The following is a 22,068-nucleotide window of genomic DNA, read 5'->3' as shown; positions in this document are numbered from 1 at the left end:
AGGAGTATCTAACACGAATGAGCGACTCTAAAAATTACGCAGTGCTTTTTTCCGGTGGGAGCAACCTACAAAGCAATTATTCAAGATACTATAGTCTAACAAAAAAAACTTACGAAACGTTATTAGACAGAGGCATCGACCCCTCAAATATCATCATAGCTTATGCAGATGGAAATTTAAACAAAGCCGGAAATTCAATAAACTATAACACAAATGCAAGCGATCAAATCGATTCAAAGGGTATTTTAAAAGATTTTTTTGCCGAAAACCCAGAGATAGAAATTTTATTCGAAGAGATTATTGCATCAACACAAGAAGACAATGAAGGAAAATCATTTCTTACTCCAGCGACAGCCTCAGAGACAGAGAAAAAGCTCAAAAAAATCAAAGAGTTGACAGACAACGCAAAGTCTAAACAGGTATTCTTTGATTATAATATTATTGCCATTAATGGAAAACAGTATTTAAAATACGAACTCTTCTCAAAGTCTGATTTTTCATATGCGCTAAGTAAAGGTTCCAAAGTAGTGCCCGCGAATCAAACAAGCCTGGATGAAGCAATTAATGGAAATAACTCACGATTAAAAACTATCGACAACGACGACTCTCTTTTTGTTTGGACTTTTGATCATGGAAGTCACGCGTCTAATGAAGATGTAGCTCCCAAAGAAACCATAGGTCAAAATTTAGGCTCTCTTGTGTCGTGGGAGAGTGCAAATATTAACCCTAATGAGTTCGCAAGTATTTTTAGAAATGTTATAAATAAATCAAAAAATACAACATTTGCCCTGGCGCAATGTTACTCAGGTGCACTTCTTGAAGAATTAGTTACTGACCAAGTTTTATCTACTTCAAATCAATGGTTTGGGATGGCAGCAACTAATCAGTATGAAGTTTCGTGGGGTACTGGATTTGCAGATGGAATCGTTGCTGGTCTAGGAAAAGCTGATAATGGAATAACCTTATTTAATACTGCTAAGGCCAATGATATACACGCTGACAAAGGCTACTACAAGCCTAATTCATATCCTTATAAAAGCCGTGAGCAATACATTGCTGGATTAAACTTTGATGAACATCCATGGTCTGCAATGCCAAAAAATGAAAATAATCCATTATTCGTTGGAAGTCATATAACAACAAAATGGGAGAAGAACGGTGTTGAGATTTTGAGTTCATCTGATAGTTTTGAACGGCCGTCAACGATAAACATGAATACACTCGAGGACAATAACGTAAATATAGTTTCTTTGATTGAAAATGAAATTGGACCAATAGCAGATTTTAAACTTGAAGGAATAACATCAACAAGACTGGGCACACTGAGCTATGCACCAGAATTTAGATCATTAACGTATACACCATTTAGTAACGCATACGGAGAAGAACAATTCAGCCTACGCATTAACGACGGCAAGAAAGCCCACGAATTTAATTTATCGCTTGATATAACATCAGTCAATGACGCACCATTAGCCGTTGACGACTTTATTGATATAACAGGATGGGACAATCGAAATACGATCAGTAATTCAGTAAAAACAGATACAATCATCAATGTCGACAATCAACCTGGTTTTTTAGACGACACCGATGTTGATGGCGATAACACATTTATCAAGGATTTTAGCCTAACATCCAATGGAAAATTGAACAAAATTGGCGAATTCCTCTTTGAGTATCGGCCAAATTCTGGCTTTGTGGGTCAAGATTCATTTTTCTACGTATTAAGTGATGGGGAGGCTTACGACGTGGCTAAAGTGACAATCAATGTTTTAGCTCCAGGTGATTACGTTTAACAATATAAATTCGGCTAAATTAGTATCAGACAACAAGGAAGCCATTTAATGCCCAATGAAGGATCATGGTTGCAAGCCATTTTCAGCTAAAAATCAGGGATATATATTTTGGCAGGCTAAGTATTACGAATAAGAGACTGTGTCACAAAATATAGGCAGGGCAACTAACAACAAAGCCTCTTTAAGCGTATCAGATCCGTCTAAATAGACGAATACATCAAGTAATAAGCTAGTTGCTAACCCACAGCCTATTGAGGTGGTAATTAATACCTTGATTAGAAAAAAGACTGTCACATACTCAGACGGTGAGAAACAGTCTTGATGTCAGAATCAAAGGTAGTCTTGGTTCGGCAACGTGGAAACTACCATCTGGACGTTCAAACTCAGCGTTCCATTCTCGGAATGGGCCAAAGTCTATGACAGCGATGATGTCAACCAAATGCATGCATCGGTAGGGATCAAATCATTGTTTAGAGGTGTCTCTAAAGAAGATCCATCAAAGGTCTGTGCAATTCAACAAGCCCCCATTGGGGTGGCACAAAAGGTCTTTGAAGAAAACAAAGACATGATCCGAGGAGCTGGGCACATCATCGAAAGCACAATCATCACAGCCTATACAGAGCAGTGAACGCATCAGAAAAGCGAAGCAACTACAGCAGATCAAGACCCCGCATGAAGCGGGGGCGATTTTATGATCTCAAACTGTGCGGCATAGTCATAGATCAATGGTAAAGTAATTAATTGGCTAGAAGCGCACTACAAAACATTGTGTGCGTATCATATTCCAAGTTAATCACTGTCAATTAAAGGAGTCAACAATGGATTTTCATATCGTGATTCTTGATAAGTTCGTCGCAAGCTATCCTAAAATCAACTGGGAAGATTGGAAAGACTATGTGAGAGAGCAGATGATCAGCGAAGGCGATCAATGGTCAGAAGCCACTTTGCCTGGAAGTGACATCTGGGATTGTCTCGACAAACATAAAATCAACCCGATTCACCTGGTTCAGTGGAAGCCAGTCGAAGACACACTCTACAAAGTCAGTCTTCCTGATCATCCACATCCATTTGATCATCCGTTATAGATAAAAATCATGATGATCAATATCAATGATGCCTTTTAGGCAGCAAGGTGCTTATCCATACATGCCAGAACAAGTCATCCAAGCTGAGTTAAATGAAAGGGCATGAAATCAATACAGAGTCTTAGCCATTGAACCTAAAATACGTAGCATTTGATCACTAAGTAAAATATGTGATACAGAGAAATAACAGCTTTAATCCTCACAATCCTTCAGTTCGCATAAATTGCAGTAAGTTTGCCTGGAGCACTCATATACGGATGAACAAATCCGAAATTTCTCATTTCCCACTAATAACTCAATATTTTTACCTCATCTTTTCCGTGACTTTATCATTTTTATTTGGCTGGTCAATGGAAGTATATCTACTTACAAGCAATCTTGTACTAATGAATCTACAGTAATCACACTAAGAATTAACATATTAGTGATCTAGAATGGGCTCAATTTCATGCCGAGCAGGCCTATGGTTGCTAGGAAGACGGCTCTGCAAAGCTATCAAATCGAAGAATTAAACCCATTTCTTGAATGGCACTTACATGGGACCACTGATAACAGGGATGAAGCTCTTATCTGGGGAAACAGCCTTTGCCAAAAAATCAGACGATCAGTGCGCATTCTTGATGCATCTAAGGCTGTTGTAGCTCAGTTCAATGCCGATTAATACATGAGGTCAAAAGCCTCAAGGGATCAATCTTAATTGTCGCCTCGTCAATAGATGCGATCAATTTTTGTGCAATGCAACGAACCTAAGACATTCTTATAGTCACCTGAGTTGATATGGGTTGACCCAATCAGTGCATACACAACTCACAGATGATGACAAACATTAAAGAAATGGAGCTCTATCTGCGTGCACAATCAAATGATATTAATGCCCCACAAATCTAAAATAGATCAGCAAAAACTATTAAATCACTGAAATGCTTACTTTATCATAACGATAACAATCATACAGTATTTTGTTGAGCAGCGACAACAACATTGATTTCTTCCGCTAGTTTTCTTATAGCAACTAATGTCTCTCGATCAGTCTGAGCCTGCTCTTCAGCAATTTCACTTTGGATATTCTGGCCTACGATGATGATCGATAGCAGAACCAGCTGTAAAAATGTTTCAGCAATCCAGGAGACAATTTCCAATGGATCTTCTGATAAAAGCGCTTCAGGTAGCGAAACAAGCGCTATCAGAGCAAATAAGTAAGCACAAGACATTGTTCCCACTTTCTCTGTGACAAACAAAGCCACTTTTTTATTGAATTCTCTAATCTGCATTTAAGGAAAAATCTCGCTATTCTAGTTTAACTGTAGAAGAGCTCAGGAAAAAAAAAGCTAAGCTAAAAACTGAATATTTGAACTGATTCATTATTAATTAGGACGACACTCATACCACTCCTACAAGGGGGCTTATGAAATTTTGGCAATCATGCTGCCAAACAAAACGCTTAATAGGGTTTTTCAGGAAGTTTTATTAACATGAGGCCCTTGATACTGAAACACACTTCAACATACGGCCTCTGATGCAATCAACAACCTACATTCGGGTAAAGAAGCACTTTGAAGACCATGACAATTACTGCTGATGAAGCCCGCCTTGCCTTTTTAAAAGTCTTGTCTGTTCTTGCTGGACCCGCTTATCATCAGAGTGATCATGACAAACCACTAGCTAAGCAACTCGAGCTTTGCGCTGAACGCATCAAGGCAGAAGCTTCAGAAGGGGTTGCTTTGATCGAAGCTTGTGCTCCCCATGGGAGGGCAATGCTGAGTCAAGCGCAGCAAAAACTGGAAAGCCTTAACCAACTAGCGGTCTTACACCAATTGGTCGCTGAAAAGTTTGAAACCCTCTAAACAAGAGGCAACTAGATCAGCAAAACCACGATGATCTCCGAGCCGTGTGATCAAACACAATTCCGATTTGATTAGTGAATCTCGCCAATACTGAGGAAACACTCAATTCATAGGGGGATTTGGGTCCTTTGAAGTTCAGGTCTGGCGTTTGAAGGTGTAGCAGCCCCCGTGGTAGCCAGTGAAGGGCTGGGCATAGGTCACAAGTTCCCAGCCTTGAGCTCCTAGCTCATTCATCAACTCCACCAGGCTCACACGCTGCGGATGATTCCTAGAGATCAACGGCTTGTCGTCCAGCCAGAGCTCTTCAATTTCGCCAGTCCAGCTTTTGCCACGGGGAACAAAGCGAAGCTGTGTGTATTCCCAGGCCATCAACGCTCGATGAGTCGGTGGATCCTAAGGCCATGAGCTGAAAAACAGACCTTCTCTCGAGTATCCAAACAATTGAACGACTCTGTCACTGCCATTGCGGGGTCAGAGCGGGCAGCAATACGAGGACTAGCCCGCGGAGGGGGTCAAGCAGCAGAATCCAGGTGGTCCTACGGACCGATCGAACCTTGAAACACCAGTGATGACTGATGACACAACCTGTGTTCAGACGTGGAAGCTTCACTCTTGAACCATGAGCACGTCTCCGGAACTGTTTCTCGTAGTTCTAGGTGGTCGCACGGCCAGCAGCCACATAGAACTGCACGATGTGCGCTGGGTGGTTGGAGAAACCATTGAAGACACCATTCCAAGGCTCAGGCAACAATGGTTTGGGCTGCTAAGCGGACTTCACATCGACAGTTACAAGGCCATCCGACATGTTGATGGTTATGCCATTGAGTTGATCGACGGCCTAGCCAATCACAACAACACACGGAAGACGCCTTCAGCGTCAATGAACGATCAGCTCTGGTTCATCAATCTTGGCGGCTATGACAGCAACTCTTTGCAGGAACAGCATCAATTCGGACTCGTAGCGGCTCCCAGCAAACACGCGGCTAAGGCACGTGCTCGTCGGCGATGGCTCAAGAATGCACTACAGATCCATAAGGATGACTTGCACAACATCGCCAACCTGGAGGGAGTTGATGACTGTCTACCAATCTTCAATGTTGAGGGCTGGCACATCCATCTGAGACCAGAGCCAGACCAACCTGAAGCAGATTTAAGGCCAGATTGGTTTGGATATTGGCGGATTGACGGACGTCAGCCAAAACCTCATCCGAACCGACTCTGCTGAGAGCCGCCAACAGCAAACCACCACCAAGCATGCAGTCTTACCGGATTGAAATAACAGATGGAACCAAACAACCCTCCGTGCGCAGTCTCGAGCTGAATGAGGTGGCGAGCACCACAAAGCAATGCCGATTCCACTGGCACCAGGCCATCACCAATAACATCAACGGAACCCACAATGCCGCGATAGCTGGCTTTGGCACTCCGACGACTGAAAGCAGAAGCAGTCGAGCTCTCTAAAAGCAGCTCACCAGCGATCGCCACATAATCAACACCATGCTCATGGCATCCGGGAAAGCAACGATCAACCATGGCCCTGAGAGGAGTCGAACGAATAGCTTGGTGTGGACTGCCAAGAGTGATCAAACGATCACATCGGGTGGCTCCGCAGTAGTAACGGCCATGAAACAATTGATCGCTGAGATAGAGCCGCAACATGACCCCTCCGGAGCTGTGACCGATCAAGGTCACTCGGCCCGTTGATGACCTCGCCTGAAGCTCCTTCACTAACGCATCAACTCGATCCAGCACTCGCCGCCATCCAAACCCCCAACTTGTCAAAAGCCAGTCATAGCGGCTAACTGAAACCACCTGAGCATCCTGAACACCCTGATCCATCAGCCAATCAGCCATCGGTTGATAGGCCTCTTCTGTAATAAGGAAGCCACCGAGAATCACCACCGGCTGGTTGGAATCAACAGATGTCATCGCACTGATCAGGCTGAAACAACACCATCATCCCTACAGGTCAAAACCACTTCATGACAACAGAAAAAGTTTCTGACTATCCCCGTCCACCACGCCTCGAGCTTACCCCTGATCATGTGCTTGTTCGGGTTGGCGGAGAGGTTCTCTTCGACGGCGTTGGATGCAAACGAGTGCTAGAAACGTATCATCCACCAACGTATTACTTACCACCAGAAAGAACTAATCGAGAGCTATTAGTTTCCGCGAGTGGCAACAGCTTTTGCGAATGGAAAGGAGTTGCTGATTATTTCGATGTCATGGCTGGAGGTCATTGCATCCACCGAGCAGTCTGGCGCTATTCCAAACCCACAGAGACCTTCCAATCAATCGCGGGCTGGTTTGCCCTCTATCCAGGACTGATGGATGGCTGTTGGCTCAACGGGGAGGAGGTAACAGCCCAGCCAGGAGGATTTTACGGGGGGTGGATTAGCTCAGCAGTGGAAGGTCCATTTAAGGGAGATCCAAAGCACCCAGAGTTGATCTGATCAACCAAGAAGGAAGGAGCAACGCAATCAATCAATCAACAGACAAGCTCACTCGTCATTGGTCCACTGCCGTTTAACTTGTTCATAAAGAAGACGCTGCCTAGAAGTAGTCACCAAGCTGTCGAGACAAAGCCTGTATCCAAATTGCGGGTTACAGAATATTCTCTGTGATGTTTCAGCTATCCACTCCACAAACCTGGACGAACCACTTTCAGGTAATTCTAGAGTCTCTGTATACCTATGCACTTCAAAATCCTGTAAGTGTGGCAGGATTTTACGATATTCAGAAAGTTGAAAAAGAAGAAACTGCTCACCAAGCCAACAGTCCTTAAGGAAGAGACTTGAGCGCTTATCACAAATCACAGGATCAACACTTGTGATATACCTAAGCCTTCCAAGATGTGGCAATGATTGCAATTGGCCAACTAGCTCTAGAGCGCAATGGCCAATAGTTATCAGCCCAGGACATTCGTTAACTTCTGCCACATACAGAGCTGCGGGGGCATCCCCACAGTCAATATCGTCACGCAGCCAATTAACAATAGAAGGGATTGCCATATTGAACTGATCTTTAAAGCCACAGTAGTAAACTTGGGATGCACACAAGCGCTCAATTGAGGTACAGGCAAGTACCTTATCTTCAGATAAAACAATTAATATGTAGAGCGTTGATACAAGAAGAAAACACGAAGATGCAGTAATCAGCCTCAACATAGGCTGCGTTCAGATCAAGGCCATCAGAAAGTGAAACTCACAAACCTCTTTCTGACATTACTTGTAGCATCAGGGAATAGAATCACAATTAATAGCAGATCCGTTATAGGGGCTTCAACAATTCAGTATCAATAAAAAAACTCAAAAAGGATGTGTCGCGAAGCGCTAATAGTGTCAACCCAAGAAATGCAAAATTTAGGCACCTTCTGGAGATCAGGATAAATAGGAAGCAACGTCACCTAAGGACAATAGTGATTATTGGTGAATTCCAGAGTATGGCTGATAGGCATAGTCACAAGTGAAAATAGAAAAATGTAAACCCAAGACGAAAGCGCAAAACCGCAGAGCTGAGTTTTAAAACCATAACAAATAGATTAAAGCGAATAAATGTTTCTGTACACCTTCAAAGGTCAAGTCGCTGTAAAGGAGAATTCATACAATTGGCATGGCTGCGAGCTAGGATCATAAACAAAAAAAATTTGATGTTTTTATGCACGATCTAAAGATGATGGATTTAATTCGGCTACTAAAAGAGAAGCCAGGGGATAAGAAGATCCTTGAACTCATTCAGGCTGCTGAATCAAGTTCAGACATTGATCTCAACAGAGACCTAAAACTTTTAAAGGGTGTGTGGGAACTTCGCTGGAGCAGCGCAACGCAACCATGGCTAAAGCAAGCGATCTGGTTGGACAATCTCCAGGTTCTCGATCCGGAGAACTCTCGAGGTATGAATCTCCTACGTCTTGCCGGTCCTTTAGGCGTAGCTGCTGCGGTAACGGTTGAGGCTGAGCTCAGTACTGATGGTATCAATCGAGTTGGAGTGCGCTTTCGAAAAGGGGGCTGGAGAGGGCCAGCCTTACCAGGCGGACGGCGGCTCGAATTGTTCAAGTCCATCAACCAGTCATTTCCGGCATGGCTTGACATCACAACACTCACGGAAGAGCTGCGCATCTGCCGGGGCAATGCTGGAACGACATTTGCCCTGCTCAAGAGGCATGACTTAGCAGTCTCTGACTTCTTTCCTGATTTCCCCAAGACAATCGACTGAGTTTTGGGGAACAAAAGGGGAAGTGATTCATACTTCTGACGCTCCCAAAATCCGTTCCAGCATTTGGCAATCAACCTCGCAGGAGGACTTGCCAGTGACAGGTGGCATGAGTAGAACATCTGAACTATCGGAGCGCTCATGTCAGTCGATCACGCCTCAGGAACCGCAGCACCGGCAGAAGCTCGCCCCGAGTTCCTGGATGTGAAGCGGGGCGATTTTGTGATTGTCCAAGAGCAGCAGACCGTCGCTCAAGCCAAGACAGATGGATGGTGGATGGGACATGTGATCTGGATCGATGGTGGCGCTCGCAACCCGGACATCAACTCGATGTTTCAGATCGCCGATGTTGATGACGGAGCAATCAGGTGGGTGAATGGGGATGAGGTGCTGAAGGTGCTCCATTGCCTCGATGGGCTGAACGACTCGTTGTAAGAGACATGGGTGGGCGCAAAAGCGCTATGACTTCAATGTTGCAACTTCTCGCTTCTGACGTTGATTACCAGATTGGAAAGAACTCTTTTACTTCTTTGAATCCGTCAGAACTGAATTGCTCATACTCTTCGTATGTCATGATGCGATCTGATGTTGGAATCTCAACACCGAGAACCTTGAAATATTTTGTCTCGCAAGTTCTACTCATTAATTTTATATTTCTTGGCAGTAATGAATCAGCGCTTTGCTCACTTTTGATAATGATTGGTGAACCTTCTCGCGCCCAATCAAAACACCTACCACCTGCTGAACTTAGTTTAATTCCATGCACAATTGCAAGTGGAATCAGTGTGAAGAATGCAATTCCGTAGAGCTTTGAGAAGTTCATAATCAGAAAGTCATCTCCAGCTTGCGAGACCTCAAGGTTACCGTTTCCACCGCCTTGAGTCGTTGGTTGGCGATTGTTGCCAGCATCTTTTATCTAAAGTTCACCGCCATGCCAGCTGGGTAATAATCTAATTGGCACAAATTTCAGTGATTGGACCTTGCGGAGTTTGTGCAAGTTGCTTGAGAGGCTTATCCCAATTCCCGTCCCTGCAGCACAAAAATCGAAGGAAGTTGGGGAGTTGGGATTCTCGGTGAGAAAAGCCAACGGCCTCAGGTATAGCGCCATGTTGTGCCGTTCAATCCACTGGTCACAAGTAGTTGCACATCCAAATACTGTTAATACGATCTGATAGTGAGGAGGAAAACTCACGGGGTGGAAACACGGAAACACTCCCGCAAAGTTTTCAGACCCCCTGCCTTTGGCGGGGGTTTCTTTTTGTCATTGCTCAGTACCTGGTGTAATCTTCAAGCGCAACCAAGCAAAGCCCGGCATTGTGCGCGGACTGACGCCTCATCCATGCTTCGCCGACTCTCCGTTGAGGGCACAGGACGGCACTGCAGAGGATCTGGGTGATGTGATGAGCATCACCTTAAGGATGTGGTGGTAAAACAACCCTTGGCTTTCAAGAAGCACTTGAAGGTGCTGGCACACCCAATCAAGCAGGCATTGGTCCGTTCCTGCCTCTGTCTATTGGAGACAACAGCGTCTGGTTCCTTGATGCACTCGCCGACGTCAACTTAGCTGACCGTGCGGGTGCACGATGGAAGGTGTGGGAACGGACTATGCGGGGGAATCTTTGACAACTAGGGATGACTTGTGCAACTTAAGAATGGATAACAGTATGAATTTTCCTGAGACGAAACTGGAAATCCTGATTCAGCAATCCCTTCTTTGCAATTAAATGCTAGTGTTTTCTTTAGCCAAACTCAAAAGACCGAGAGTCAATTCCCAATACCTGGCAAATTTGAGCCCTATAATTATCGTCATGAGAACCTGCATCATTCCGTTGCTATAAAAGTGGAACTAGCTTAATAACGATGTCAGAAGAACAGCTCAAAGCCTTTCTGGAAAAAATCCAAGCTGACCCCAGCGTCCAAGAAAAGCTCAAGACAGCAGCCGATTCCGATGCAATACTTGCAATTGCAAAAGGGGCAGGATTTATGATTTGTGCTGATGACTTGAAGAATGCTCAATCAGAGCTTTCTGAAAAAGAACTGGAAGGCGTGGCTGGGGGACAAGATTCAGACTGCTGGTCACCCTCACTGCCTTGCCTCCACACAAAACTCGTATAAAATGCCGACTATAAACAAAACTCGTAATTCCGTCTCTATTATCTCATATTAGAAATAGAAAGCTCCTATCACTTTAGGCGCTTTCTATTTCTAATGTCGCTCTGACAAGAACACTATTTAGCCTCTAATACCTGGCACGATTGAACACACTAATGATTAGTTAAAGACGCTGCCGCAGACCATTGCTATAAATGTTGAACTGACCTCATACCCATGTCCCTTGAACAACTCAAGGCATTCCTCGCCAAAGTCAAAAAAGATTCCAATCTTCGGGGGAAACTAAAAGCAGCAAAGACTCCTGAAGATGTTGTAAGTATTGCCAAAGAGCATGGTCATGAATTTACAGCTGATAAGATCAGCAATCTCAGTGAAGAGGAACTGGAAGGAGTTTCGGGAGGCGTGTGTACATTTAGCAAGGGATGTGCATTTGGGGTTTGACCCAGATTAGACACCTGATGCCCCCGCAGCAGCAGGGAACGTTTATTGCTTCAATACCCTGAGTAATCCTAAAACCAGCGTTCTATACCTGAGACAATCGGTCGCACTCAACACTGTCTTTACTCAAGAACAGGCAAAGTTAAACAAGTTGGTTCCTATTGTCTTAGCCAAGATTGGCTTCCATTTTCCATCAAATTTATAGGTTTTATCAATGCAATTATAGACTTGAATTGATTCCACCAATCCATCACTGCTCGGAGAATCAATTTCAACTAAATCGATGAGAACTGTATCACTAATTCGACGCTTTCTTTTTGCAAAATAGATAGTTCCATCACCAGCAGTTGTAACATATTCATAGCCATCCTTGTTGAGACGATCAATCTTTGAATCAATGGGCTTAGAGGCCAATGCCCCTGTCAAGGGGAAAGACAAAGCCAACAATGTCAGAATGCTATTCACTTCAAAGCTTTTAGAACTCCTCAAATACTACACAAGTTTTTTTAAGACAACTTTTTCCTTGTTATGGCATGCCTAAGAGGCATGCATGTTGAGTTCAGAGCGGCTTTGCCGTGACATGCACCAGTGCCGAACAAACCAGTAACTCTTATCAGCTCAGCTTTGATTGTTTTTGGGAACAAGCGAATCAAATTTATTCGCAGATTCCAATAAGTCAGTCCTCTAAATACACTTTAACCCTGAGCTTAAAGACCCTCTTATATGGGAATACAATCCAGAACCTCCAAAGCCCCCATGCCAAGAGCCAACCAAATCCGCCTGCAATAAGACCAACAAAAAAGGAATAACCGACCAAAAAATGTCCGGTATATTCCAGGTGAAACAACGCAACAAGAAATGCTGAACAAACAGCTACTAAATAGGCGGGAATTTTAGGATAAATTTTACGATGTTCAGGCATAATGATTTACCTCCTTCTTCATGATTGCGATTACCTTGGGTCAGTCGGCACAAGCTTCCAGGCAGCACCGTCAGGAATCACAGGACCAACATTGATATCTGCAGGCTCCTCAAACACCACACGCCAATCAGCAACTCGGCAGGCCACATAGTCGCTTCTCTCGATGCGAATGCCTCCAAGTGTCGAAGGAGCCCCATAAAAACCACTGATCCACTCGGATTCAAGGCCTAGACCTCCCCTAAACCAAACCCAACATCGACAGTTGGGTTGTGTGGTGGATTGCTTGGCTGCCACTTGGGCTCCCCATATGCACGAAAGATAGGCGGTGCGTGGCAGTCAAATCTGTTGCTTTCCGATGGGTTCACTAGCAAGCCAAAACAGTGATAGATAGAACGCCTGCACTAAGCGCAAACCCGCAGGCACCTGGCTTGAAATCTGTGAGACCAGGGACCTTTGTGCTTATCCAAAATCCTCAGCACATCGCTGAGCACATCGAAGATGACTGGTGGATGGGACAAATCATCTGGTATGAAGGCGATGTCAGTGAGAACAGAGTCGGTGCTCTCGTTCAAGTAGCCAATGTTGACGACGGCGCCGCGCGCTGGGTCAATGCGGATGCGGTAAGCCTCGTTCTTCACGCACACGACGGGATCGGTGATGAACAGCGAGTCGACTACCTCTTTTGGCTGTAAGCAATAAGCCGTTTCCACATTGGGACTTCACGCGCCGAGAAGCAATGAGCGATTCGACGGATGCCAGATGCCCCCTCACTGATAGATAGTGATCGCATCAACAGGATTTGGAGGCGTTCAATGAGTAACGACAGTCCAACTGAGCACCATTTAGAAGCTGCCTGACTGGCCCTACAAGCCAAACAGCCAGACGCTTCGACCCGCCCTACTCGGCCAACTGAGTAATGGGTTTGAGCAACATTCAGATAAGCCGTCTTCCTCTCACGGAGGGCGGCTTTTCTCGTGGGTATGCCTTGGCATGGGGGATGGCGAGGCACCCATCAAAACCTCAATAAACTGCAGCTAAACCAATGCAGATCACTTCCAAAAACGTCGTTCAAACCAAGGCTTCTGGGGTTAGGAAGCCGATGACACTTCTCGCTCGTCCTGTTTATCCCGGGACAGGCGAACGATCTCGTGATCGCGTCTAAGGAAGCGATCAATATGGCTTACTGATTGGCGTTGCGTCACAATCTTTTTCTTTAGACATTTCGGTAACGAGAAAACTTATCGTGGTGTGATGCAGACTTGCTGCAGTAATTCATATCCTTTACCAAGCAACCTAGAAATCGTTGCATACGACTTCTAGGTTGCTAAGCAATACACTCAAATTCGATCAACAGTTCTCTGCGATGCGGCAGACAAAACATCAGAGCAACCCAACGAATCAATTGATTCAGCCATAGATAAAACTCAGACAATTTCTTGCCAACTTTCATCAATCAACAGAGGCTCAGACAGCAGCCTTATCAACTGGAAGCAACAAAGCTAATCATCCTCAGAGCTGCAATAACAGTAAATATTACGCCTCATCTTCATTCTCATAGTCACTAAATGAAATCAAGTATTGCTTATTGTCATTTTTTTCAATCACCCATCCGAACACCCAACCATTGCCCTCGCCTGTATAAACAGTTCCAGACCATGATTCATCTTCGTCTTCGACTTCAAGAATATCGTTCTCGGAGATGCGCGCAGCTTTGGGAAACAGCTTCATGAACACCATCCCGGCCAGCATCGATGCTTGTTCATCGCTCATGTAATTCAACTCGTCCTGGGTGAACTGCTTGCCATCGTTGGCAAAATCTGCCATCAGCAGGTTTCCCTTGAGAGGGATATTCTTGGCGTGACCAGTACCGACCTGAATTCGCGCTTCATGGTCCGGACATCTTTCGGCCAGTGCCATGCGCTCTTTGGAGTCCGCGTCGAGGCTCCTGGTTTTGGCGACGAATTGTTCAAATTCCATGCTGTTAATAGTGGCTGAACCGTGATCACTTGTCATTGGCTTGGAACAAGCGTTGATCACAAAACTCTGACTGACATAAACTGTGATCCCAAGAGGAATCCGATCTAGCAATCACCTCAGAACGCAGTACGTTTGCGCACGTTGGTCTGTTGGTTTAACGCTGTTCTGCCGCTGATCATGTTCCTCCTTCACGGCAGGCTTCACGTCGAGAAGAAATGGCTCGATTCCACTGAATAAGGCAATGACAGTAGAAGTCGCTCTAGCAATGCTGCAGCAGGAAGGCCGGTGGCTACTGCAACTACGTGATGAGAATCCAAGGATCGTCGCGCCCGGATGCTGGGGGCTCTTTGGTGGACATCTGGAGCCAGGCGAGACTGCGATCATCGCTTTGCGACGAGAACTCAATGAAGAGATCGGTTGGTGCCCAGATCAACTGATGGCCTGGTTCCGGCATCAGGATGATCAGCGCATCGTGAACGTGTTCACAGGCTTGCTCAGCGTGCCTCTTCAAGAACTACAGCTGCTTGAAGGTCAGGACATGACCCTGGCCAGTCCTGCTGAAATCCGCAGCGGTCAGCTCTGGAGCAGAAAATTGAGCCAGGAACGTCCTCTGGCATCAGCTCTGTCGATGCTGGTCGAGAGACTCGACGAAATCACTCAGGCGGACTGAAACAGCAGCACAAAAACAAGAACGATCAAAGCCAGCAGAATCCAGAACCGGAAACCACCTGGACTGTTTCGAGGTGATCGAATTAATCCTCCCTTCGTGCTGGATCGTCGCGATTGCAGATCGGCCGGAACTCCGCAATGGGAACAAACCATGCGACCACCAAGCGAGCGATCAGCGCGAAAGGTAGTGGAACCGCAACGGACACAACGACGATCAAACATCAACACGAATTCGCGAAAAGGCCAGAATCAACCCATGGAGCTTGATCAGGCAAGAGACACCGGTGCAGCTTGGCTGGACTGCCAGGCCGTTGAAGCATGGATCAATGGTCATCAGGTCGTCAAAGACCTCACACTTCGCCTTAAAAAAGGGGAATCAACCGCGGTACTCGGTCCTAACGGTGCTGGCAAGACCACGCTCGTGAAGTTAATCAGTCGCAGTCTTTACCCTGTGGTCAAGCAGGGATCACATCTGCGCTTGTTTGGATCTGAGACGGTCAATCTCTGGGCACTGCGACAACGCCTCGGGGTTGTGAGCAGCGAAGTTGAGCAACGTATCCCTGCATCCCTCACAGGTCGGGAGCTGTTGCTGGCAGCTTTCTTCGGTGCCATCGGTCTCGGCCGAGACAGAAGCCCCACTCAGGAACAGTGGTCGCGTACTGATTCATTGCTGAGGAGCATGGATCTGGAAGGTCTGGCTGATGAGAACTTCGGACATCTGTCCGAAGGCCAACGGCGACGGCTGCTGATTGCCAGAGCACTGGTGCATGCACCGGAAGTTCTTGTACTGGATGAACCCACCAATGCGCTGGATCTGCGTGCAAGACACACGTTGTTGAGAACCCTGCAGGATCTGTGCCAACAAGGCATCACCCTGGTGCTGGTGACCCACCAGGTGGATGCCATTATTCCTGAGATCAAGAGGGTCGTAGGACTGAGGGACTGCCTCGTCAGCCTTGATGGCTCAGCGGAAGAAGCACTCACAGGACCCAGACTTTCAGCCCTGTTCAACACGCCACTCACCGTTGTGCAGGCCGGTGGTTACCGACAGGTCTTGCCAGGATGACGTTGCTGGATGATGTGCGCTCGATGCTGACGTGCTTCTGATCCTCCCGGCCATCAGCATGACCTTTGCCGGTCTGATGGGCAGCCGTATCCAACCTGGCAAACGCTTTCGAGCTGTGATTGCCCATCTTGTAGGCGGTCTGGTCCTGGGCATTGCAGCAGCCGACTTAATGCCGGCTGCCAGCAACAGTGGTCATCCACTTGCTCTTGCCATCGGTTTCTGCCTCGGATTCTCTCTATTGCTGGTGATTAATGCAGTTCTGAAGGATCCCGACGACAGATCGGAACAAGGACGGCCTCGACCGATGCTGCTGCTAACGCTGCCCTTTCTCGTTGACAGCCTGATCGACGGTCTTGTGGTGGGCATCAGCAGCGAAGCCGCAGAGCAGCAGTGGGTCATTCCCGTATCAGTTGCACTTGAAATGGGATTAGCGACCCTCGGACTTGGGACTCTGCTGGGCCGGAGCGGCGGTCGCTGGAGAAGCGGGGTTTCAGGTGCACTGATGGCTGTCACTTATGTGATCGGTCTCAGCATCAGCTTGTTGATCACCAATGGGTTGCAGGGAGCTGCTCTGACCGGCACACTCGCGTTCGGCACTGCGGCTCTGATCTACCTGGTGGTGGAGGAAGTGATGAAAGAAGCCCATGCACGCGGAGAAGACGATTCGAGTCTTGTCAATGTGGCTTTTTTCTTAGGTCTGCTCTGCATCTGGCTTCTCGACTGCGTCACCTCCTGAGCTGTGAGCTGTCTCCAATCATCACGCTGGATCCACACTGCAACACTTGCAGTGATGTTCGCGACTCAGGCCCTCTCAGGGTCTGCCCAGCCTCAACCGTTCGAACAGTCATTGGAAGCAGTCTCCCCCCATCTGGTGGAGCTGTTTCGAAAAGCGAATTGCGAATCAACGCAGCATCTGCAGGATCGCTATCACGCCGCGAATGTTCTTCAGCATTGCCTTGAGACGACAAGCACCCTCACCGACCCGCTCAAACGTCTACTGAGCGAACTTCAGGCTGAACGATCCACGCTCAACCAGCAGCTCGAAAGAGTTGAGCAACGAACCACTGCACTAGCGAGCCTCACTTTTTCCCCAACCACGCGCCTGCGAGGCGTAAGCACATTCATCGTCGGCGGCAACGAATTTTCTGGAACGGAGGGAGGTCTCCTGAACTCTGTCCGCAGCAGCTACGGAGATCTGGAAGCTAGATACGACCAAAAATTGACGTTGAGAACCAGCTTCACCGGAAAAGACCTACTCAATATCAGGCTGCGGGGAGGAAATCTCGACTCAAGCGACGACAGCTTCGGAGGAGGTGGCCCAAGCAAGCTCTCCGAATTGGAGGTGGCCTTCCAACAGAACCGCACACCTGATCTGATCGGGGTCAACCGTGCTTGGTATCAGTTTCCGCTCGGACAGGACTGGACGTTCACGCTGGGCAGCAGGGTGAACCAAACCGTAATGCTGGCATTACGACCCAGCATTTACCCGAAGGACACTGTGCTGGATTTATTCACCCAGGCCGGTGCCTCCGGTGCCTACAGCAGCAATCTCGGAGCTGGTGGCGGCGTGATTTGGCAGAGAGGTCCGCTAAGCGTGAGTGCGAATTACATCGCGGGAAAGGGCCATGAAGGCTCTATGGATGCAGGGCTCATGGGTGAAGAATCTGGTAGCAGCAGCACGTTGCAACTTGGCTATGCCAAGCAGAACTGGGGCGTGGCCACTGCATTAGTGGCGATTGAGAATGGTTTCGGAATCATTGATTACGCCAGTCCATTCACACTGCGTAGCTACGAACAGCCTGGAATCACGACAAGCACTGCGCTCAGCGGCTACTGGCAACCAACTGATGCTGGCTGGTTTCCTTCCGTGAGTGTCGGCTGGGGACGGAACAGCACCCGCTATCGAAAGGGCGTCAACCGTAAAGGGCTCGTCGCCACGTCCCAGTCATGGACTCTGGCGGTTCAGTGGACCGATCTCTTCAATACAGGAACAGCGATGGGAGCAGCCGTCGGTCAGCCGATCATTGCCACAGAACTGGTAGGAGGGGCAAGCCCTGACGATGACGTCTATGTGATGGAGTGCTGGGCAACGCTGGCAGTGACTGATGCCATCACGATCACACCGGCAGTGTTCTTTCTGAGCAGACCGCTGGGGGCTGATACCCCCGAAGGCGAGCAGCTAAGCCAGCTCGGTGCGCTTGTAAAAACCACTCTGCGCTTTTAGTGGATGGGGGAGGTGATGTCATAACCTCGCCTCGCCTGCAGGCTGAAGCTTTGAACAGCAACGCCAGAATCGACGCCCTTCAGTTGATGCTGACCGATCTGCGCATGCGCAACGAACCGATCCGGCACAAGGCGGCCTTTCGAGGTTGCCAGCCAGAATTTCAGGCCCTAGTCACCAATCTGATCGAACAGCTCGAAACAGAACTATTGGAAGAGAAACAGCGTTTTAGGAACGCTCAACGCGGCTGATTCCTGTAGGCGGCGGGAGCGATCACCAGAAACAGCATCCACCAAACCAAAACGACCATTGCTGCGGGGATGGTGATCCAGAGGCGATGCAGCACGAACCAACTACCGGAGATAGCGAAAACTCCGGTAAGAATGATCGTCCAGGGCTGACACCACCAGGGCTTTTCGGCCCAAAGATTCGATTGGAAACGATCAGACACTGCAGGTTCTCAAGTGCTCCTTCGCCACGGAGCTGAACACCAATGCGTCATAGCAGTGGCTTGAGCTGGTTGGCACATCAACCATGAAAGACCAGACGTACGAGACGAAGACCCAAAGTTCCCGCCAAGATGCAGCTGGCCATCAGCACACAACTGATGCAGAGATGCGTTCAAGTAATCAACAAGAATGCAGTCATGGATACCTGCGTAGACAACATTATTGAGATGGCATTCAAAACGTATTTGCTATAAGAGCAGCAAATAATTAACATTTAAGCATGCTGTTTTTGGCATTTTTGGCTCCTTCCTTGCACTTCTAACAGCATTGATCATCCTTTACTCCCCGTTCAGCTGAATGTCTCAAGGGACGCAAAAGCCAAGCGCGATACGAACATCAGTGCAATGGCATGAAGATGGATTGCCTTAACACGAATTTCTATCATCCAATGCAAACGAGGGAAGCCAGCAACAAACAACAGCGGGTACCAGCCGAAACTGAACTATTCCATCAGTTTGCTTTCAACCTGACCAGCGGCAGAAGGCTGGCTACGTTTCAAATCGATTGAACGCCTCAGGCTCCTAAACATCTTGAGCATCACCAAATGGCTCGAAGCACGTGCCCAGCTCGCCGAACTGATTGAGACCATGGAGGAAGAGGCCTTGGCCTCCGATCTGGATAGCGATCAGCTCTGGCCCCCTGGCCGCAGCGAGCTGACACCCATGGACCGGATATCGGCACTGCAAAATGAGATTGAGCAGCTCTGCATCGAGCTCCCAGAATTGCCTGGTTCGCGCTGAGCTTGTCCCGACGATGGGATAAAGAGTTTTAATACCACAACAAGAACTTCAACAAAAGTCGCCAAAAGGTCTAGATAGATTTTTAAAAAACTGCAGCTTGGGACCCTGGTATCAGCAAGAATTCATCTTTCAATGATGACTCTTGATGCAAACTTCATTCAATTAATTATCCTGCCAATCGCCATAACTAACGTCTCAAATCCGAGTGGATCAAGTTGTTCTGGCGGACCTTGCAGAGCAAACAACTTGCGCTGGGCCTAAAGCTGTGATTGCTAGACCCCCTTGGTGCTCGCTAACGCTCTGAACGAGGACTGCAATGAGAGTTCAGCGAGGTCGTCATAGCCCCCAATCACCTCACCATCAATAAAGACTTGCGGGAAGGTGTTCATACCGCTGCGTTGTCGGAATGCTTCATAACGATCGTCAGTTTCGATCGTTTCCAGGCGATGGGGAATCGACAACCTCTCCAACAGCTGACGGGCACGGAGACTCCATGGACAACCTGGCAGCACCGCCAGCTCCACGCGCTCTTGGGATTGGCCAGTCTGCTCAGTTGGCAGACCGCTGAGACCTAAAAGCAGCTGTGCACCCTTGAGAACAACGGTGCCGGGTTCAAGATGTCCTCCCCACACCTGACAGGCACCGTCTGAAAGGCTGAGGTGAAGATGAACACCAGTGGGAGAGAAGGTTCCATTCAGCGTGATGACCTCGAGCACGCCGCTCATCCGAGTTGGTTGCTGCTGACCAGGACAGCTAAAAGTGGCCTGAGAAAGATTGCCGACCACCCCGAGAACAAATCCACTGAGCTGTTGCTGAACTGCCAGATCTGTCAGAGCCAAATGGAGGTCCTGGCCAGGTTTCAGCTCAAGAGGCAGGGTCTCCATCCAGGCAGCTCAAGAATCCGCGTCAGGTTACGCCACGCCGCTGAGCACCTAAACGGTACGATTCAGTAACGCAAATAACACGCAACAGTGTCATTTCTTGAAAGCCTGCTGGAAGAGTTGCAGGAACAACTGCAAAACGAACCAAGCGATGTCACGGCGGCCCAGGTGGCCGAGGCTGCGGACTCGGAACGGCTCAATGTCACTCTTGCCGGCGGAGTCATGAGCCGCCTCAAGCAACAAGCACTTGCCGAGGGTCGCAGTTGCAGCAGCCTTGCCAACTTTCTGATCGAAGACGGATTACGCCGGCACAGCACACTCAACTGAAACCATCGGTGCATAGGTCGTTTCCATCAACGCAGCAGCACATCAGTGATCAACTTGACTTCTCCAGTTCGCTGCATCTCCAAAAGTTCGACATCGATTGGCGTACGCAAGGAACTATTCATCGGGATGACGAATCCGTAGGTCTGACTCGCCAACGCGAAGGGCGCCATCTTGAATGGCACTCCAGGTTTTTGCTGAAGGTAATAACGAAGAGGAGCCTCATCAAACAGCACGGCATCAACCTCACCCTTTTTCAACAAATCGATAGCCTGCTCAAGGCTTGCGGATGCACGGGCCCTAGCGCCGTAAATTTTTGCCCAGGTACCACTGGTCGTTCCAGCCACCACCGAAACAGTCTTCCCGCGCAGATCGTTGCGGTCCTGGATGGCAGAGGGTTCCAACCTCGACAACGACACCGTGAATGCTGACGCCAAACCTGCCGTAATCGAAGACAACGCCAGCAGCGACATCAGCATCCAGACGCCTGCAATGGTGCGTCCGGTTCTGGTCGCAGGAGATCGATCTCCATAGCCGACCGTTGTGAGAGTCACCAGGGCAAACCACATCCCATTACCGACTCCATGCAGGTACTGACGGGGGAAGTGCTCGGCGTTGCGGCGGCGCTCAGCCAGCCACATGAGATTGCCAACAAAGAACAAAAGGATCATCAAGCCACCAAGCGATGACAGAGCCGCCCAGCCGAAGAAGGGTTTGAACCTGGCCCAAAGTCCAGGAGCCCTCACAGGAATCATCAACCCTTCCCTGCCATGAAAGTAAGGCTGGGTGAAATCAATTTTCGGGTTCGCCAGTCGGTCGGGGGTGATGCTGATCGGACCAACAGCGAGATCCAGATCACCGTTTTCCACCGCGGTCAGGTTGGCCTCCGTATTCGGCTGATAGATGACTTCGTAGCGTTCGTTCAGCCGGCTCGCCACCTCATCCCAGATCTGAAGACTGATGCCCTGAACCGGTTCACCCTTCGGCATCACGAAAGGGGGAGCACCACTGACCCCAACGCGAAGAGGCTCCGCAACTGCCACACCTGGAACAACGATGCTGATCAAACCGGCGAGCAGCAAAGAGATCCTGGGAACTCCGATCATGCGCTTCACCCGTTGTTCTCCAGGCGCTTCACGATCACGCCCATGGCGACAAGTGAGCCCAGTAGGGCAAGCAACAAAGCGAGGGTCATCAGAAGTCAACTGACTCGATCATTCTGAGGTTGCCACCTCAGACGCCGAGAGGCTATTCCCAGATGCCCGATGA

General features: G+C 48.1%; 31 protein-coding genes. 18 read left to right on the top strand and 13 right to left on the bottom strand.

Annotated elements, in window-relative coordinates; genetic code table 11:
• Window positions 1–17: 17 nt before the first annotated feature.
• The 3 genes from SynBIOSU31_RS06425 (at window position 18) to SynBIOSU31_RS06415 (ending at window position 2,884) form a co-directional block, all read left to right on the top strand.
• Window positions 18–1,799 carry an Ig-like domain-containing protein gene (locus tag SynBIOSU31_RS06425; protein WP_186492614.1) on the top strand — a complete coding sequence of 594 codons (1,782 nt, stop codon included), beginning with the start codon at window positions 18–20 and terminating at the stop codon, window positions 1,797–1,799.
• Between the two features lie 355 nt (window positions 1,800–2,154).
• Window positions 2,155–2,427, top strand: coding sequence for a DUF3764 family protein (locus SynBIOSU31_RS06420; protein WP_186492613.1), 273 nt, complete (start codon window positions 2,155–2,157; stop codon window positions 2,425–2,427).
• 190 nt (window positions 2,428–2,617) lie between these two features.
• Complete coding sequence (locus SynBIOSU31_RS06415) at window positions 2,618–2,884, top strand: hypothetical protein (RefSeq protein WP_186492612.1); 267 nt, start codon at window positions 2,618–2,620, stop codon at window positions 2,882–2,884.
• 947 nt (window positions 2,885–3,831) lie between these two features.
• Here the strand turns inward: SynBIOSU31_RS06415 and SynBIOSU31_RS06410 are convergent.
• Window positions 3,832–4,128: a hypothetical protein gene (locus tag SynBIOSU31_RS06410; RefSeq protein WP_255477397.1), complete on the bottom strand. Its 297-nt coding sequence runs from the start codon at window positions 4,126–4,128 to the stop codon at window positions 3,832–3,834.
• A gap of 318 nt (window positions 4,129–4,446) precedes the next feature.
• Between SynBIOSU31_RS06410 and SynBIOSU31_RS06405 the strand changes: the two genes are divergently transcribed.
• On the top strand, window positions 4,447–4,728 hold the full coding sequence (locus SynBIOSU31_RS06405) for a hypothetical protein (RefSeq protein ID WP_186492610.1): 282 nt from the start codon (window positions 4,447–4,449) through the stop codon (window positions 4,726–4,728).
• Between the two features lie 135 nt (window positions 4,729–4,863).
• On the opposite strand, the gene SynBIOSU31_RS06400 is transcribed toward SynBIOSU31_RS06405, so the two are convergent.
• Window positions 4,864–5,097 (bottom strand): hypothetical protein, encoded by a 234-nt coding sequence (locus SynBIOSU31_RS06400; protein ID WP_186492609.1) that lies wholly within the window; start codon window positions 5,095–5,097, stop codon window positions 4,864–4,866.
• Window positions 5,098–5,347: 250 nt separating this feature from the next.
• On the opposite strand from SynBIOSU31_RS06400, the gene SynBIOSU31_RS06395 reads away from it, so the two are divergent.
• Complete coding sequence (locus SynBIOSU31_RS06395) at window positions 5,348–5,953, top strand: DUF1543 domain-containing protein (RefSeq protein ID WP_186492608.1); 606 nt, start codon at window positions 5,348–5,350, stop codon at window positions 5,951–5,953.
• Here SynBIOSU31_RS06395 and SynBIOSU31_RS06390 read toward each other — a convergent pair.
• Window positions 5,932–6,657, bottom strand: a complete 726-nt coding sequence (locus tag SynBIOSU31_RS06390; RefSeq protein ID WP_186492607.1) for a lipase family alpha/beta hydrolase — start codon at window positions 6,655–6,657, stop codon at window positions 5,932–5,934. The genes SynBIOSU31_RS06395 and SynBIOSU31_RS06390 overlap by 22 nt on opposite strands.
• A gap of 53 nt (window positions 6,658–6,710) precedes the next feature.
• Here SynBIOSU31_RS06390 and SynBIOSU31_RS06385 point away from each other — a divergent pair, with 53 nt between their 5' ends.
• A complete protein-coding gene (locus SynBIOSU31_RS06385; protein ID WP_186492606.1) occupies window positions 6,711–7,181 on the top strand; it encodes a DUF427 domain-containing protein in 471 nt (156 codons plus the stop codon).
• Between the two features lie 48 nt (window positions 7,182–7,229).
• On the opposite strand, the gene SynBIOSU31_RS06380 is transcribed toward SynBIOSU31_RS06385, so the two are convergent.
• Window positions 7,230–7,895, bottom strand: a complete 666-nt coding sequence (locus SynBIOSU31_RS06380; RefSeq protein ID WP_186492605.1) for a hypothetical protein — start codon at window positions 7,893–7,895, stop codon at window positions 7,230–7,232.
• Between the two features lie 505 nt (window positions 7,896–8,400).
• Here SynBIOSU31_RS06380 and SynBIOSU31_RS06375 point away from each other — a divergent pair.
• Both SynBIOSU31_RS06375 and SynBIOSU31_RS06370 read left to right on the top strand, forming a co-directional pair.
• Window positions 8,401–8,943: a PAP/fibrillin family protein gene (locus SynBIOSU31_RS06375; RefSeq protein WP_186492604.1), complete on the top strand. Its 543-nt coding sequence runs from the start codon at window positions 8,401–8,403 to the stop codon at window positions 8,941–8,943.
• Window positions 8,944–9,081: 138 nt separating this feature from the next.
• On the top strand, window positions 9,082–9,375 hold the full coding sequence (locus tag SynBIOSU31_RS06370) for a DUF3104 domain-containing protein (protein WP_186492603.1): 294 nt from the start codon (window positions 9,082–9,084) through the stop codon (window positions 9,373–9,375).
• 64 nt (window positions 9,376–9,439) lie between these two features.
• Here the strand turns inward: SynBIOSU31_RS06370 and SynBIOSU31_RS06365 are convergent, their stop codons facing one another.
• Window positions 9,440–9,763 carry a hypothetical protein gene (locus tag SynBIOSU31_RS06365; protein ID WP_186492602.1) on the bottom strand — a complete coding sequence of 108 codons (324 nt, stop codon included), beginning with the start codon at window positions 9,761–9,763 and terminating at the stop codon, window positions 9,440–9,442.
• A gap of 1,037 nt (window positions 9,764–10,800) precedes the next feature.
• On the opposite strand from SynBIOSU31_RS06365, the gene SynBIOSU31_RS06360 reads away from it, so the two are divergent.
• Window positions 10,801–11,055 carry a Nif11-like leader peptide family natural product precursor gene (locus SynBIOSU31_RS06360; protein WP_186492601.1) on the top strand — a complete coding sequence of 85 codons (255 nt, stop codon included), beginning with the start codon at window positions 10,801–10,803 and terminating at the stop codon, window positions 11,053–11,055.
• Window positions 11,056–11,268: 213 nt separating this feature from the next.
• A complete protein-coding gene (locus SynBIOSU31_RS06355; protein WP_186492600.1) occupies window positions 11,269–11,493 on the top strand; it encodes a Nif11-like leader peptide family natural product precursor in 225 nt (74 codons plus the stop codon).
• 123 nt (window positions 11,494–11,616) lie between these two features.
• Here SynBIOSU31_RS06355 and SynBIOSU31_RS06350 read toward each other — a convergent pair whose 3' ends face one another.
• The 3 genes from SynBIOSU31_RS06350 to SynBIOSU31_RS06340 form a co-directional block, all read right to left on the bottom strand.
• A complete protein-coding gene (locus SynBIOSU31_RS06350) occupies window positions 11,617–11,934 on the bottom strand; it encodes a hypothetical protein (protein WP_186492599.1) in 318 nt (105 codons plus the stop codon).
• A 232-nt stretch (window positions 11,935–12,166) separates the two neighbouring features.
• Complete coding sequence (locus SynBIOSU31_RS06345; RefSeq protein ID WP_186492598.1) at window positions 12,167–12,412, bottom strand: hypothetical protein; 246 nt, start codon at window positions 12,410–12,412, stop codon at window positions 12,167–12,169.
• Window positions 12,413–12,442: 30 nt separating this feature from the next.
• On the bottom strand, window positions 12,443–12,706 hold the full coding sequence (locus SynBIOSU31_RS06340; protein ID WP_186492597.1) for a hypothetical protein: 264 nt from the start codon (window positions 12,704–12,706) through the stop codon (window positions 12,443–12,445).
• Between the two features lie 143 nt (window positions 12,707–12,849).
• Here SynBIOSU31_RS06340 and SynBIOSU31_RS06335 point away from each other — a divergent pair, with 143 nt between their 5' ends.
• On the top strand, window positions 12,850–13,104 hold the full coding sequence (locus SynBIOSU31_RS06335; RefSeq protein ID WP_186492596.1) for a DUF3104 domain-containing protein: 255 nt from the start codon (window positions 12,850–12,852) through the stop codon (window positions 13,102–13,104).
• 841 nt (window positions 13,105–13,945) lie between these two features.
• Here the strand turns inward: SynBIOSU31_RS06335 and SynBIOSU31_RS06330 are convergent.
• Complete coding sequence (locus SynBIOSU31_RS06330; protein ID WP_186492595.1) at window positions 13,946–14,389, bottom strand: hypothetical protein; 444 nt, start codon at window positions 14,387–14,389, stop codon at window positions 13,946–13,948.
• Between the two features lie 241 nt (window positions 14,390–14,630).
• Here SynBIOSU31_RS06330 and SynBIOSU31_RS06325 point away from each other — a divergent pair, with 241 nt between their 5' ends.
• Window positions 14,631–15,059, top strand: a complete 429-nt coding sequence (locus SynBIOSU31_RS06325) for an NUDIX hydrolase (RefSeq protein WP_186492594.1) — start codon at window positions 14,631–14,633, stop codon at window positions 15,057–15,059.
• Here the strand turns inward: SynBIOSU31_RS06325 and SynBIOSU31_RS06320 are convergent.
• Complete coding sequence (locus SynBIOSU31_RS06320; protein ID WP_186492593.1) at window positions 15,047–15,280, bottom strand: transcriptional regulator; 234 nt, start codon at window positions 15,278–15,280, stop codon at window positions 15,047–15,049. The two genes, SynBIOSU31_RS06325 and SynBIOSU31_RS06320, sit on opposite strands and share 13 nt — an antisense overlap.
• A gap of 34 nt (window positions 15,281–15,314) precedes the next feature.
• On the opposite strand from SynBIOSU31_RS06320, the gene SynBIOSU31_RS06315 reads away from it, so the two are divergent.
• Genes SynBIOSU31_RS06315 through SynBIOSU31_RS06300 form a run of 4 tightly spaced genes read left to right on the top strand, consistent with a single transcriptional unit; the run spans window position 15,315 to window position 18,596 of the window.
• Window positions 15,315–16,124: an ABC transporter ATP-binding protein gene (locus tag SynBIOSU31_RS06315; RefSeq protein ID WP_255477396.1), complete on the top strand. Its 810-nt coding sequence runs from the start codon at window positions 15,315–15,317 to the stop codon at window positions 16,122–16,124.
• 31 nt (window positions 16,125–16,155) lie between these two features.
• Window positions 16,156–16,860, top strand: a complete 705-nt coding sequence (locus SynBIOSU31_RS06310; protein WP_255477395.1) for a ZIP family metal transporter — start codon at window positions 16,156–16,158, stop codon at window positions 16,858–16,860.
• A 54-nt stretch (window positions 16,861–16,914) separates the two neighbouring features.
• On the top strand, window positions 16,915–18,348 hold the full coding sequence (locus SynBIOSU31_RS06305; RefSeq protein ID WP_186492591.1) for an iron uptake porin: 1,434 nt from the start codon (window positions 16,915–16,917) through the stop codon (window positions 18,346–18,348).
• 50 nt (window positions 18,349–18,398) lie between these two features.
• A complete protein-coding gene (locus tag SynBIOSU31_RS06300; RefSeq protein ID WP_186492590.1) occupies window positions 18,399–18,596 on the top strand; it encodes a hypothetical protein in 198 nt (65 codons plus the stop codon).
• Here the strand turns inward: SynBIOSU31_RS06300 and SynBIOSU31_RS06295 are convergent.
• Window positions 18,584–18,796 (bottom strand): DUF6737 family protein, encoded by a 213-nt coding sequence (locus SynBIOSU31_RS06295; RefSeq protein WP_186492589.1) that lies wholly within the window; start codon window positions 18,794–18,796, stop codon window positions 18,584–18,586. The genes SynBIOSU31_RS06300 and SynBIOSU31_RS06295 overlap by 13 nt on opposite strands.
• A gap of 588 nt (window positions 18,797–19,384) precedes the next feature.
• Here SynBIOSU31_RS06295 and SynBIOSU31_RS06290 point away from each other — a divergent pair.
• Window positions 19,385–19,594, top strand: a complete 210-nt coding sequence (locus tag SynBIOSU31_RS06290) for a hypothetical protein (protein WP_186492588.1) — start codon at window positions 19,385–19,387, stop codon at window positions 19,592–19,594.
• A 272-nt stretch (window positions 19,595–19,866) separates the two neighbouring features.
• On the opposite strand, the gene SynBIOSU31_RS06285 is transcribed toward SynBIOSU31_RS06290, so the two are convergent.
• A complete protein-coding gene (locus tag SynBIOSU31_RS06285; protein ID WP_186492587.1) occupies window positions 19,867–20,478 on the bottom strand; it encodes a PCC domain-containing protein in 612 nt (203 codons plus the stop codon).
• A gap of 87 nt (window positions 20,479–20,565) precedes the next feature.
• Between SynBIOSU31_RS06285 and SynBIOSU31_RS06280 the strand changes: the two genes are divergently transcribed.
• The gene (locus tag SynBIOSU31_RS06280; RefSeq protein WP_186492586.1) at window positions 20,566–20,802 is read left to right on the top strand and encodes a ribbon-helix-helix domain-containing protein; all 237 of its coding nucleotides are present in this window, start codon (window positions 20,566–20,568) and stop codon (window positions 20,800–20,802) included.
• A gap of 26 nt (window positions 20,803–20,828) precedes the next feature.
• Here the strand turns inward: SynBIOSU31_RS06280 and SynBIOSU31_RS06275 are convergent, their stop codons facing one another.
• A complete protein-coding gene (locus tag SynBIOSU31_RS06275; RefSeq protein ID WP_370593689.1) occupies window positions 20,829–22,004 on the bottom strand; it encodes a transporter substrate-binding domain-containing protein in 1,176 nt (391 codons plus the stop codon).
• Window positions 22,005–22,068: the final 64 nt, after the last annotated feature.

This window comes from Synechococcus sp. BIOS-U3-1, assembly GCF_014279975.1.
In the GTDB taxonomy this organism is placed as follows: Bacteria; Cyanobacteriota; Cyanobacteriia; order PCC-6307; family Cyanobiaceae; genus Synechococcus_C.
The sequence above is the reverse complement of the archived record's forward strand: the minus strand, read 5'-3'. Positions and strand labels throughout refer to the sequence as shown.

Excerpts from the sequence above, each read along its gene's own strand:
- SynBIOSU31_RS06425 (WP_186492614.1), top strand. The coding sequence starts at position 18 with ATGAGCGACTCTAAAAATTACGCAGTGCTTTTTTCCGGTGGGAGCAAC.
- SynBIOSU31_RS06330 (WP_186492595.1), bottom strand. The coding sequence starts at position 14,389 with ATGGAATTTGAACAATTCGTCGCCAAAACCAGGAGCCTCGACGCGGAC.
- SynBIOSU31_RS06375 (WP_186492604.1), top strand. The coding sequence starts at position 8,401 with ATGATGGATTTAATTCGGCTACTAAAAGAGAAGCCAGGGGATAAGAAG.
- SynBIOSU31_RS06325 (WP_186492594.1), top strand. The coding sequence starts at position 14,631 with ATGACAGTAGAAGTCGCTCTAGCAATGCTGCAGCAGGAAGGCCGGTGG.
- SynBIOSU31_RS06415 (WP_186492612.1), top strand. The coding sequence starts at position 2,618 with ATGGATTTTCATATCGTGATTCTTGATAAGTTCGTCGCAAGCTATCCT.
- SynBIOSU31_RS06380 (WP_186492605.1), bottom strand. The coding sequence starts at position 7,895 with ATGTTGAGGCTGATTACTGCATCTTCGTGTTTTCTTCTTGTATCAACG.
- SynBIOSU31_RS06345 (WP_186492598.1), bottom strand. The coding sequence starts at position 12,412 with ATGCCTGAACATCGTAAAATTTATCCTAAAATTCCCGCCTATTTAGTA.
- SynBIOSU31_RS06315 (WP_255477396.1), top strand. The coding sequence starts at position 15,315 with ATGGAGCTTGATCAGGCAAGAGACACCGGTGCAGCTTGGCTGGACTGC.
- SynBIOSU31_RS06320 (WP_186492593.1), bottom strand. The coding sequence starts at position 15,280 with ATGTTTGATCGTCGTTGTGTCCGTTGCGGTTCCACTACCTTTCGCGCT.
- SynBIOSU31_RS06385 (WP_186492606.1), top strand. The coding sequence starts at position 6,711 with ATGACAACAGAAAAAGTTTCTGACTATCCCCGTCCACCACGCCTCGAG.
- SynBIOSU31_RS06285 (WP_186492587.1), bottom strand. The coding sequence starts at position 20,478 with ATGGAGACCCTGCCTCTTGAGCTGAAACCTGGCCAGGACCTCCATTTG.
- SynBIOSU31_RS06390 (WP_186492607.1), bottom strand. The coding sequence starts at position 6,657 with ATGACATCTGTTGATTCCAACCAGCCGGTGGTGATTCTCGGTGGCTTC.
- SynBIOSU31_RS06405 (WP_186492610.1), top strand. The coding sequence starts at position 4,447 with ATGACAATTACTGCTGATGAAGCCCGCCTTGCCTTTTTAAAAGTCTTG.
- SynBIOSU31_RS06400 (WP_186492609.1), bottom strand. The coding sequence starts at position 5,097 with ATGGCCTGGGAATACACACAGCTTCGCTTTGTTCCCCGTGGCAAAAGC.
- SynBIOSU31_RS06305 (WP_186492591.1), top strand. The coding sequence starts at position 16,915 with ATGTTCGCGACTCAGGCCCTCTCAGGGTCTGCCCAGCCTCAACCGTTC.
- SynBIOSU31_RS06395 (WP_186492608.1), top strand. The coding sequence starts at position 5,348 with ATGAGCACGTCTCCGGAACTGTTTCTCGTAGTTCTAGGTGGTCGCACG.
- SynBIOSU31_RS06360 (WP_186492601.1), top strand. The coding sequence starts at position 10,801 with ATGTCAGAAGAACAGCTCAAAGCCTTTCTGGAAAAAATCCAAGCTGAC.
- SynBIOSU31_RS06365 (WP_186492602.1), bottom strand. The coding sequence starts at position 9,763 with ATGAACTTCTCAAAGCTCTACGGAATTGCATTCTTCACACTGATTCCA.
- SynBIOSU31_RS06370 (WP_186492603.1), top strand. The coding sequence starts at position 9,082 with ATGTCAGTCGATCACGCCTCAGGAACCGCAGCACCGGCAGAAGCTCGC.
- SynBIOSU31_RS06355 (WP_186492600.1), top strand. The coding sequence starts at position 11,269 with ATGTCCCTTGAACAACTCAAGGCATTCCTCGCCAAAGTCAAAAAAGAT.